The organism is Psychromonas ossibalaenae ATCC BAA-1528 (genome assembly GCF_000381745.1).
Taxonomy (GTDB): domain Bacteria; phylum Pseudomonadota; class Gammaproteobacteria; order Enterobacterales; family Psychromonadaceae; genus Psychromonas; species Psychromonas ossibalaenae.
Map to the genome: position 1 here is coordinate 1 of NZ_KB907052.1, position 10,850 is coordinate 10,850.

A 10,850-nucleotide genomic window follows, 5' to 3' on the forward strand; every position below is an offset into this window, starting at 1 on the left:
CTATCGCTACTTCAACTCCCACATAAACGAAAATGGTACAGGCTCCGAACACAAAGTGTTTCCGTTTAACCAAAGCTTTAACTTGTTCAATATAATGGCTCTGTTCATCGCTTTTAAAGTCTTGAATATTACTTTTAAAGATAACCACGCCTAGGGAAAAAATAACGAAAGCGAATAAGAAATAAAGATTAGCAATCCCTAGCGTCACCAGTGTCAAACCGATAAATAATGGAGCCAGCGTCGTTCCCAGTGAATTAATCGATGAGGTAAAAGTTAACCTTCTTGATGCAGAAGCCTGATCACCAAGATGCGTTACATAAGGATTAGCAACAACCTGCATTGCAGCAACTCCTAACGCAAGTATAAAAATAGCCAGAAGTGAGCCGCCGAATGATCTGAAGGTAACTGCTAGGAAAAACAAACTTGCTCCGACAGCCGTACAAGCTAAAGAGATGGATAAGGTCATCTTGTAACCGTTTTTATTCATCAAGATCGATGTCGGAATGCAGATTACAAATGGGGCGAGGTAAAAGGCAATTTGCACATACATTGACTGTTTATAATTCAGGTCAAATAAAACTTGAAAGTGTGGAACCAGCATACTGTTTGCTGAAGTTAGTAGACCCCAGGTAAAAAAGGTCATCGCCAATAATGTAAGAGTGTGAGTACGATTCTGTTTCATATTTTTAACTATCTGATTATTAATAAGTTTGGGTTTGGCATGTTTTATTGTTGTTCGAAGGATCTGTTCCATAACCGTATCGTTGATATCTAACACATTGATTGTAGGCCGGGATTTATCCCGTCATTTACTTATTAACGACCTAAAGCCGACCTGCAAAAATAGCCAATATCAAACGGGAACAAAGCCTGTTCGAAAGAGTTCTAAGAACCTTTAAAATAAGTATTTAAAGCGAAGACGTCCGCCAAAATCATCTCCTTCGGCAAAATTACTAGCAAGCGAAATACCTTTATCGATAAGATTTGTATGGTAAATACCGGCATAGATTGAAAAATCTTCTACATCAAAAATATCAGAGAACTGGTAAGAGCTGTATACGGTCTGAACTTCAACTTTTCCATCATGCCAGCCGGAAGCCACATCAAAATCATTTACTCCGTAAATATAACCAAGCCCAAAACCTTTCCATAAAACATTCATACCCAAAGTGGAATCAGTTTCGTTAAGTGCATCAAGATAAGCTGCATTTACATTCACAGAAACATCACCTTTGCTGTAATTGGCTGTTACAGCATAACCGATACGATTGCCTACATCACCGGCACTGCCGTCGGCAAATATAACCGCATCTTTGACTAAATTGGCTTCCATTGAAGCAGCTACGCGAAAATCATTCATCTGATAAGCCACAACAGGCCGCACAATGATTGAATCACTCGATGCTTCAAGTACCTTACCGTGATAAGTATCTGCAAATAATTCCGTGCGGTCGCCAATCATAGTAGAAACTTCGGTGTATAAATTTCCAAATGTGTGGTTATACATGACCTGCCCAGCCTGACCTCCGCGACCTCGCCCCTCATTCAGCTGATACATATAACCGGCATTATCCGTATAAAGATCATTAGCAGTATCACCTGAATATTCCAAAAAAGTATCCTGACCAACAGGGAACATATCATATGCTTCAAAACGCCCTAACCGCAGCTCCCAGCTGTCTTTCATTCCAAAGGAAAACCATGAATCATCAAGATTAACTTCACCGGAAGTATCCATTAACGGCTGTGCTTTAAATTTTAAATAATGACCGGATTCAGTTCTACGCTCGCCTGCAAATTCAATCAAAATACGACCGGTTTGATCAAAGTGTGAGTCACCGTCACCAGCAGCTTCATCACTCTTTTCTTCATAGTTCAAATCAAATTCAACATCACCACCGATAGAAAAACTACCTTTCTCGTTATCAATAATGTTAATGCCTGCGACGGCTGAGAATGGTGCGATTACTGTAGCCGCAATGATCGATGTTTTAAAAAAGTTCATAAATAAAATCCCATAGTTTTATGTTTAATAGTATTAATTCATATTTAATTTGAATGATTTAGATCGTGCCCAGTCCTGAGTAGCGGGCGGTTATATGAATTAAGGTGCTGTTTTTGCTCTACATCGCCAAAATTAGAACGAAAAAAACTCCTACCAAGATGAAAATAATGGTAGCTATTTGATTTAAAGTTTTTTTGTGGCTTTTAGTTTGGCTGAGGCAGCCTCTATTGTTTAGGTAATGACGATTGTCAATATCTGCCCAGGATTAATCGTTGACTCAAGACTCACTATCCCATCACCCAGTAAATTACTTGAACCTAGAACTTCTGTCCCTTGAATGTTACCCAGTTCAACAGTTTCATTTCCTGGATTGTAGACACGCAATAAGTACTCATTTCCTCTACCTTTCGATAAGGTACTAAATACTAAGCCGGTATTACCTAGATCCAGCATGCTGTATTGCTTTGGCAGCGAAAATGGTAGTGGGTTAGTATGGAAGTAGGAAATACTTAACTCACCGGTTCTTGATAAATCCTGCTCATGGTAATAACCATTTAAAGTGGCAAACTCAACATAGTCTTTACGAACTTGGTTGATATCATGCTCTTTATCAAATTTCATCGCGAGATCAAATTCTAGCGTCTTCTGCAGCTGACTATCAGGTGTTTCGATAAGCTGTTCCGCCAGACCACTAGCACGGCCCGGTCTTCTAGACAGATCCGGCAGACCAAAATGTCCACAAGTTCGATACAGCGTAATCGCCAGTTGATTGAACTCATCTCCTGCAATTTGATATTCTTTACATCCATGAGAAAGAATCGTCGTATGGTAATCATCACCTTTTAAAGATACATAATTAAGTAAAGGCTCTGTTGTAGTTGGCTCTTCTACAAAGCCTTTTTCACGCCAGTATTCAAGTTCTTCTGGATTAGTTTCTCGAGCAATCTCTGTGTACTGTGTTCCCGCAAAAGAAAATTGGCTGCTGATCTCACTATTAACAATCATTCGCATACGAGTATTGAATGCCGTATTATCAATTTTGATAGAAATATCAATCAGCTTAGATTGGTCATTAAGCGTAAATTTTATTACATATTCTAACTTAGCATCGCAAGTTTTATTTTCTCGAGATTCAAGACTAGCAGGAACACTCCATGTACCAGACAAACGCATTTCAGAACTATGAATGTGCTTAGTCACTTCAACTTTGGTATCCGATAAGTCAAGATCAAGCAGCCAGTCATGCTCTGGAGGACAATGATCATAATTGTCACCGGCATCACCATCATTTTGGAAACAAACAACGTTGTTGAATTTTTTTCCTAATGAATTTACGGTTAGATTAAGTATTCCTTCATCAAAGGACAAAGCTAATTCGTTATTCTCAATACGTGTGCCATTGATGCTTTGCTTAGCCGCTTTACACTTAGGAGAAACAACAGGATCAACCTCAATCACCTGATAGCTCATCGCAGGAAGTACTAATTCAACTTCCACTTCACTGAAATAGAAATATTTATTTTTATCATGAAGAGAAACATCCTTATGGTAAGTACCTCCATAGGTATACTCATTATTAATAACAGAGTGCACAATTTCTTTACCATTCAGCCATAAACTAAAGTCTTCTTCTGGTGTGAACACCCGGTAACGTGCTACTACTTTTCGACTTTCAGGAAGCGTGTTAGTGACAACTAAAGGTGTTCTTCCCTCTTCAATATCGACTGTCAGCGCTATTTTTCTCAGCAGATAAGCGTGAGTACTTTCTGCTAATTCATAGGACATTTTCAAACGCTCAAAGATACGCGCGTTCGTTTTATCTGTGCAGGTACATACGCTATGGGTTTGGCTACGAGCCAGTAATCGCCATATTTCATCGACAAGTCCGCTCTCCCAAGGAACCCCAAGTTTATCCAGCATAGCCATTAACGGCTGTAAGTTATAGGTCATTAAGCGTTCAATCTTGTCTTGCAATTGCTTAATGTCATAACGAACGGAGTTAATCGACTTATGAATTCGAGAGTACTGAGTATCTAGAAACTCACCTCGGTAAGTCGGCAATGTTTCACCACACACCTCTTCTAAACGTTTAAAATAGTCCTCAAAACTCGTCTCTTTAAATAAATATTCATCACTGGTACTGTTGTAGTACTCTAATTTTTCTTTAAAGTCTGGTCTGATTGGAGTTTGGTCATTACCCATCGTCATTAGAAACTCATCACACGCGGCTTTTTCTGCGATCAATTGCAGCGGAGTAAGTTCATTTGTTTTGCACTCAGATACTAGACCTTTGTCTAATAATGTACCCGAAAAAAATGGATCATAAGACCAGCCGTAACCATCAATAAGAACGTTGGTTAAAACTCGCGAATTATTATCACCTTCCCAGTAGAACTCGGTTGGAAGTTGATGCTTATCTCCCATGCCTCTACGGAAACAAAACTTATCTATGCCAACACCATTAAATATTTGCGGGAAATCCACTGGGTGCCCAAAACTATCCGGCAAGTAAGAGACCATTGAAGCCCCTCCCAACGAATTAGCATAGTCAATACCTAATCTCAGATTGTTAACCATGGATTCTCCGCTTACAGCAAACGTTTCAGTTTGCGCATGCCATGGGCCGATCAATAACCTCCCATTCCCAATTAATTTTTCTATTCGAATCTTGTCTTCAGGGCAAACTGATAAATAATCCTCAACAATCGCAGTTTGTCCGTCCAGTAAAAAGCGTTCAACAGCCCCCTGTTCCAGCATCGTTAACATCTCACGCATATGATAGACAAGCTGAACTTGAGACTCTCTATCTGTGAAATACCATTCATTATCCCAATGTGTTTGATAAACAACATGACCTATTTTTTTACTCATTATTTTATTCCTTAATTATGCAATTATTTAATTGAGCTTCCAGAAACTAAAGGCCCAATTAGAGGAGAGGTTAAGACTCGGGCACGAGGTAATTATTCAGACTCACTTGAAGTCTATCGACACTGGCGCCGTAGATAGCTTGAACGCCACCTTCGAGTATCACTATTTCTATAGCACCAAGCTTACGCCATGTTTTCTTATTCGCATCAACAAGGCTCGAGTCTTTTACTTCAACACGTAGACGAGTAAAGCAGTTTCCGATATTTAAGATGTTTTCTCGACCACCTAACGCTCGAATAATTTTTTCGAATTTATCAGAGTCACCAGCGACTAAATTTCCAAGTCCGCTAGCGAGGGATGAACTGTTTTCTGTTTCATCTTCACCTTCACCTTCGGGCTCTCTACCAAAAATCATTACATTGAACCTCATGACTAAGAAACGGAAGACAAAGATATAAACACAAGTAATGCAAAGACCCACGACTACCCATAGGATCAGTTCCCACCAACGGCCTAATACCACACCGACTTGCAACACTCCCGAAGCAAACACATTGACAAGTCCAAATAGTTTCCAAGTGAATACCTGTTCACCAATAATCGAACTCAATAAATCAGGAATCATTGCGAACGTGGACATCAATAAAACGTGGACTCCATACAAGATTGGAGAAGCTAATACAAACATAAACTCCAATGGTTCAGCAAAACCAGTAAAGATAACGGCCGCAGTAGTACTCATGTAAAGCGCTTTAACTTCCTTTGTTCTTTTATTCTTTGGAATTGCTAGGTACATACCAATTGCTGCACCAGGAAGAGCAAAGATACCGGCAATATCCTGACCATAAAAGATGTTACACATATTCTGCTTATCAAAGATGGCCTGTGCTGACGTAGCTTGACCTTGGTTAACCAGATTGACCATCTCATCTAGCCTAGCAGGGCAAACCTGTGCAATACCAACTAAACTTACATTTTGAATAGTCGAAAATAGTTCACCACCAACCGGAGTAAATTCAAACACATAGTTAGTAATATGATGCATACCTATTGGGCGCAGGCCAACTTCTAACATTGTTTTGAAGAATGGGGCGATGAATGTTCCGGAGTTTTCAACGGCATGTGCTATAAACTCTAAACCTTGGCCAACGATTGGCCAAACGATTAGAAAAGCGAGAGCTAAAAGCAACGCATAAATGAACGTTACAAATATTGTAAAACGTTGACCATTAAAGAAATCTAGCCACATCGGAAGCTTATTAAAGGTCTTGAACTTTGACCAAAGTTGCGCAGAAAGTGCACCAATGATAATCGCACCGATCACACCAACTCGCATAGTAACAATACCAAACACTGATTCGAAAAGAGTGTGATGCTCTGCGTTAGCTATTGGCGATAGTAAGTCATTCACCGTTTGAATTGCATCGTTACCTTGGACTGCTCCAAAATAAGTATAAGATAACTCACCTACAAATTTATGAAACGTAAGAAAGAATAGCCCTGCAATAATAACAGGACCAGCTTCTTTCTCTTTCGTCAATGCGGCTGCGACACACAGAGCAAAAAAGAATGGCAGGTTTCCAAGAACTATCCAACCAGCTAGATTCATATATTTGCCAATGAAAGCAAATATGCCACCAAGTCCAGGAATCCCCCCTAAAAGGGCTTCGTTCATACCAACGCTTCCTAATGCGATCATCATTGCAGCAAAAGGCAATACAAACGTCGCAGCGTACAACATTGATTTCGCAAAAAACTGGAGCTTTCCAAGTTTACGTGTACTCATTTTACAATCCTCATTTTATTACATCACTTTAATTATCAATCAGTTACACTCTGACAAAAGCTTTAATAGTAGCTATATCTTGACCTTCACTTTCACCATAAGGACGAATGGTATAACTACCAACACCAGCGGGAATAACGAAAGTCTCTGCGTAGTGAATAATGAAAGCTTCAAAAGCATTGCTTGGGCTTTCTACAATTGCTTCACGACCTTCAATTAAGTTCAATACATTAACATTGCCATTTGTGTGGTGAGTTACAGTCTTATTAAACCAGTGCCTACGAGTTTCAATAAACTCTCTTTCGTGAAGACCTGTTCGCTCTTCTTTCCACCCATCACCTTCAGCAATATCCTCAACTCTGTTGATCAAATTCTTTTCAGTCCAATCTGTATCTCGATCCCACTGAATGACTTCTTTGCCGTGTTCTAGGTGAACAGGCCTAGGAAGACCGTCTAACCCTAATCGGTCCCAATCCCATAGTTTGAATGTGAAAATATATGGTGTAGCTGAGATCTCAAGTACCATTGCATTAGAACCAGAGCAATGAATTGTGCCGGCAGGGATCAAAAAGTGATCATGTTTCTTAGCTGGAAATTTATTGATAAATCGGTCATCATCAAATGACTTTTCACCACGCTGTGCTGCGTTGAGATCTTCCATCATTTCATCCGGATCAACATCATTTTTAACACCAAGATAAACAACGGCATCTTCGCCAGTATCGAGCATGTAATAACTTTCATCCTGCGTATAATGCATACCAAACTCTGATTGAATGTATTCAGTCAACGGATGCACTTGAAGGCTAAGGTTTTGCCCTTCCATGGTATCTAAAAAATCAAAACGAATAGGGAATTCAGCACCGAAACGAGCATGGACTTCCTCACCGAGCAATGCTTTAGGCTCCAGTAAAACTAAATCTTGAGAAGGTATTTCAACTCTGACATTACCAACTTTCAAAAATAAACTGTTCTCTTCTGGCACACAGTCAAAACACCATGCATAATTTGGTTTGTCTGCGTCTAAACCACACACTTCTTTCATCCATTGCCCCCCCCAAATTCCAGGATCAAAGAAAGGAACTAGGCGAAATGGCTGTTGAGCAGCTTGCTTAAGCCCCGCGCGTAATGCATCACCCGTGAGCAACTTTGGTTCCTGCTTAACGTTAGTATCCAGAATGAAATCAGTACGCTTTAATAAAGGTGTTTTATAACGATCAAAAACACGCCATTCGATAAAGAAAGCACGCTTATATCTGCGTAATATATCTTCGTTTTTATTCTCTACTCCCCAGTTGCCAATTTCCCCACGACGATAACGTTGCTGAATCTCCCAACGAGCTAGATCAGCATACACATGCACGTCACCTTCATGGACAAGGGAAGCCCCTGCACCAAAAACGATAATCTGTGATGCCTGACTTTCGCTTAATTTCTCTTTAATCGAATTAATTTTATTGCCATCGAAAAACTCCTGCAGTTTGTGAGGGGCAATAAAACCAAAGACACGATCATCTGTAATATGTCTCTCTAACATTGCAAAGATCTTTTCTTCTGAATGCTTAGCTTTCTCAACATTAAATAGCTCTGCATCTGGATAGCTTCTCTTTAATTCAGACTCTAACTCTTGTAAATCAACACCAGGATAGGTATCAACCACTAAAATGGACCGAGCACTGTTTAGGTCTGCTAGTTTTAAAGCAATAGCATTCATGGTAGCTTCCCAGCCCTCCCAGCTACTTTCCTGGCACCCCGTGACTTCTATACAGGGAAATTTGTCATAATTTGATTTATTACTTGAATAGTTCATCGCCATACCTTTGCCGTGTTTTAATATTTAGCAAATGGTATATCGATTAACCACACAAACAAAACTGGTTAAAATGTTTAACCACTCATTTCATATATACATACTCTGAAAGCAAATATTTACGTGATACTTATCACCACATTTCAGTTAAATTACGATTAACATCCGATTAAACGTTTAACCTGGGGAGTATGAAAATCATGTATACCATCGTTGATGTCGCAAAATATTGCGGTGTATCTACAGCTACTGTATCAATGGCCTTGAATAACAAAGGCAGGCTATCACCAGCAACAAGAGCCAAAGTACTAGAGGCGGTTGATAAACTTGGTTATGTTTACAATCAGACAGCCGCCAACCTACGGAACAATGAAAGTAATCAGGTTGGCCTATTGCTCAATGACATCACTAACCCTTTTTACAGCGAGCTTACGCTTAGCCTCAATCAGGAAATGGAACTTCACAATAAAATGCTTTTTCTAGCGAATAGTGAAGACTCCCCTGAAAGACAACGCAGAATTATAGAGTCATTTATCAGCCATAAAGTGGGCGGAATGGTCATTTGCCCCGCACTAGGTTTGGATCTTGATTTCTTGGTAACTTTAAAGAGAAGACAAATACCTGTCGTGCTGGCAGTAAGGAATTTAGAAATTGCTGATTATGACTTTGTCGGCACGGACAATTTTCAAGGCGCACGACTGATCACGCAACACCTAATAAACTTAGGGCATAGAAAAATTGCTTTTCTTGGCGGTATGCAAGGTTCAAAAACCCGAGCAAACCGTTTAGCTGGTTACATATCAGTATTACTCGAAAACGACATAAACCTGGAGACTAAATATTCGTTTACCTGTGAATCCAATCGTAAGGCAAGCGAAATAATGATGAATGGAATTCTTGATCATTATCCAGAAATTACCGCCGTCATTTGCTACCAAGACATCGTCGCATTTGGAGCAATGCGCGCATTACATACACGAAATATTAACATAGGTAAAGAGATTGCTTTGACTGGATTTGATGATATACCAGAGGCTGCTGATACGCATCCCGAACTCACTACAATATCGGTCTCAGCAAAAGAAATAGGACGTAAAGCGGGTGAAGTATTGTTAAAAAGGATTCACGGAAACACTGAAAATCCACAACACATTATTATTCCTCCCACATTGATTATACGCCACTCTTGTGGAAGTTAATTACAGAGAATCTATCAAATGCAGAATAAACTTAATCACACTAAGATAACCCGACAACACAAAGGTAATATCGAAATACTAAACATTGAACACCCGCAAGCTTCTGCTCTAATTTCATTAATGGGAGCACAACTACTTCAATATAAACCAAAAGGCCAAGCTGAAGTTCTTTGGCTAAGTGATGATTGTATTTGGGATACAGTGACCCCTCTAAGAGGAGGCATTCCTATTTGCTGGCCATGGTTTGGAAAAAGTAAAACTCCTGCGCATGGAATAGCGAGAACAGCCTGTTGGTCTATAGATAATATTATTGATAGCCCATCAAATGTGCAGCTTACTTTAATCTTAACAGACAGTGAGGAATCACTTTCCGTATGGCCATACAAATTTATCATTACGCTAAAATTAATTATAGGGAGCAGCCTCTCACTGAAACTCACAACTAAAAATATTTCCAAGGAAAGTCTCTGTTATTCCGGAGCATTTCATAGCTATTTCGATCTTCAAAATATACAACACACTCAGCTAACTGGTTTAGGTCGAAACTATCTCAATAGTGTCGACAATGGAGAAAGCAGACAATTAAAATCAACGCTCACGTTTAATAATCCTCTTGACTATGTTTTTACTGAAACAGACTCAACTATCGCTATTGAAGAGAAAAATCGCACTATCTTAGTGAATTCCCAAGGAAATGATTCATATGTTATTTGGTATCCAGGAGAGCAAGGTGCGAAAGCTACTCAAGATATGCCCGATGACGCTTATAACAAAATGTTGTGTGTTGAACCTGCTATTTTCTGCCTTCCAATTTCCTTAAAGAAAAATGAAAGCCACTCACTCTCGATGACCATTACAACATTGTAGTGCAACACCCTACATATAAACCATATAAAGCCCTGTAAACAGGGCTTCTTTGTATAACACTATCTGCCGTTACAGCGGCCAGTGATCAAAATAGATATGATCCGCCTGCCAGTCTACTTTTTCCGGATTATCGGACAGAAGCATTTTAGCCACGGTGAAAGCAAACTCAAAGCTGACTCCTAACCCTTTGCCGCTGATAAAGTTACCGTCAATAACGACTTTCTGATCCAGGAAGTTACCGTCGCTGAACTTCTTATTAAGGCCGGCACCAGTGGTGTAGTTACGCCCTTCCAGTAAATTATGCGCGGCTAA

8 protein-coding genes are annotated in these 10,850 nt (G+C 39.7%); 2 read left to right on the forward strand and 6 right to left on the reverse strand.

The genetic code is table 11. The features are described from left to right. The 5 genes from G327_RS0123205 to G327_RS0123225 all read right to left on the reverse strand — a co-directional run. Window positions 1–754, reverse strand: a 754-nt coding sequence (locus G327_RS0123205; RefSeq protein ID WP_019617201.1) for an MFS transporter, incomplete at its 3' end; no start/stop codon positions are given. A 141-nt stretch (window positions 755–895) separates the two neighbouring features. Further along, entirely contained in the window at window positions 896–2,005 is a 1,110-nt protein-coding gene (locus tag G327_RS0123210; protein ID WP_019617202.1) for a carbohydrate porin, read from the reverse strand. A 231-nt stretch (window positions 2,006–2,236) separates the two neighbouring features. Beyond that, on the reverse strand, window positions 2,237–4,876 hold the full coding sequence (locus tag G327_RS0123215) for a glycoside hydrolase family 38 N-terminal domain-containing protein (RefSeq protein ID WP_019617203.1): 2,640 nt from the start codon (window positions 4,874–4,876) through the stop codon (window positions 2,237–2,239). Between the two features lie 70 nt (window positions 4,877–4,946). Next, window positions 4,947–6,662 (reverse strand): PTS transporter subunit EIIC, encoded by a 1,716-nt coding sequence (locus G327_RS0123220; RefSeq protein WP_019617204.1) that lies wholly within the window; start codon window positions 6,660–6,662, stop codon window positions 4,947–4,949. 43 nt (window positions 6,663–6,705) lie between these two features. Next, window positions 6,706–8,376 (reverse strand): class I mannose-6-phosphate isomerase, encoded by a 1,671-nt coding sequence (locus G327_RS0123225; protein ID WP_211217270.1) that lies wholly within the window; start codon window positions 8,374–8,376, stop codon window positions 6,706–6,708. 296 nt (window positions 8,377–8,672) lie between these two features. On the opposite strand from G327_RS0123225, the gene G327_RS0123230 reads away from it, so the two are divergent. Both G327_RS0123230 and G327_RS25515 read left to right on the forward strand, forming a co-directional pair. After that, window positions 8,673–9,671: a LacI family DNA-binding transcriptional regulator gene (locus G327_RS0123230; protein ID WP_033298883.1), complete on the forward strand. Its 999-nt coding sequence runs from the start codon at window positions 8,673–8,675 to the stop codon at window positions 9,669–9,671. A gap of 18 nt (window positions 9,672–9,689) precedes the next feature. Next, on the forward strand, window positions 9,690–10,538 hold the full coding sequence (locus G327_RS25515; RefSeq protein WP_019617207.1) for a D-hexose-6-phosphate mutarotase: 849 nt from the start codon (window positions 9,690–9,692) through the stop codon (window positions 10,536–10,538). A gap of 69 nt (window positions 10,539–10,607) precedes the next feature. On the opposite strand, the gene G327_RS0123240 is transcribed toward G327_RS25515, so the two are convergent. Continuing rightward, window positions 10,608–10,850, reverse strand: a 243-nt coding sequence (locus G327_RS0123240) for a DJ-1/PfpI family protein (RefSeq protein ID WP_019617208.1), incomplete at its 5' end; no start/stop codon positions are given.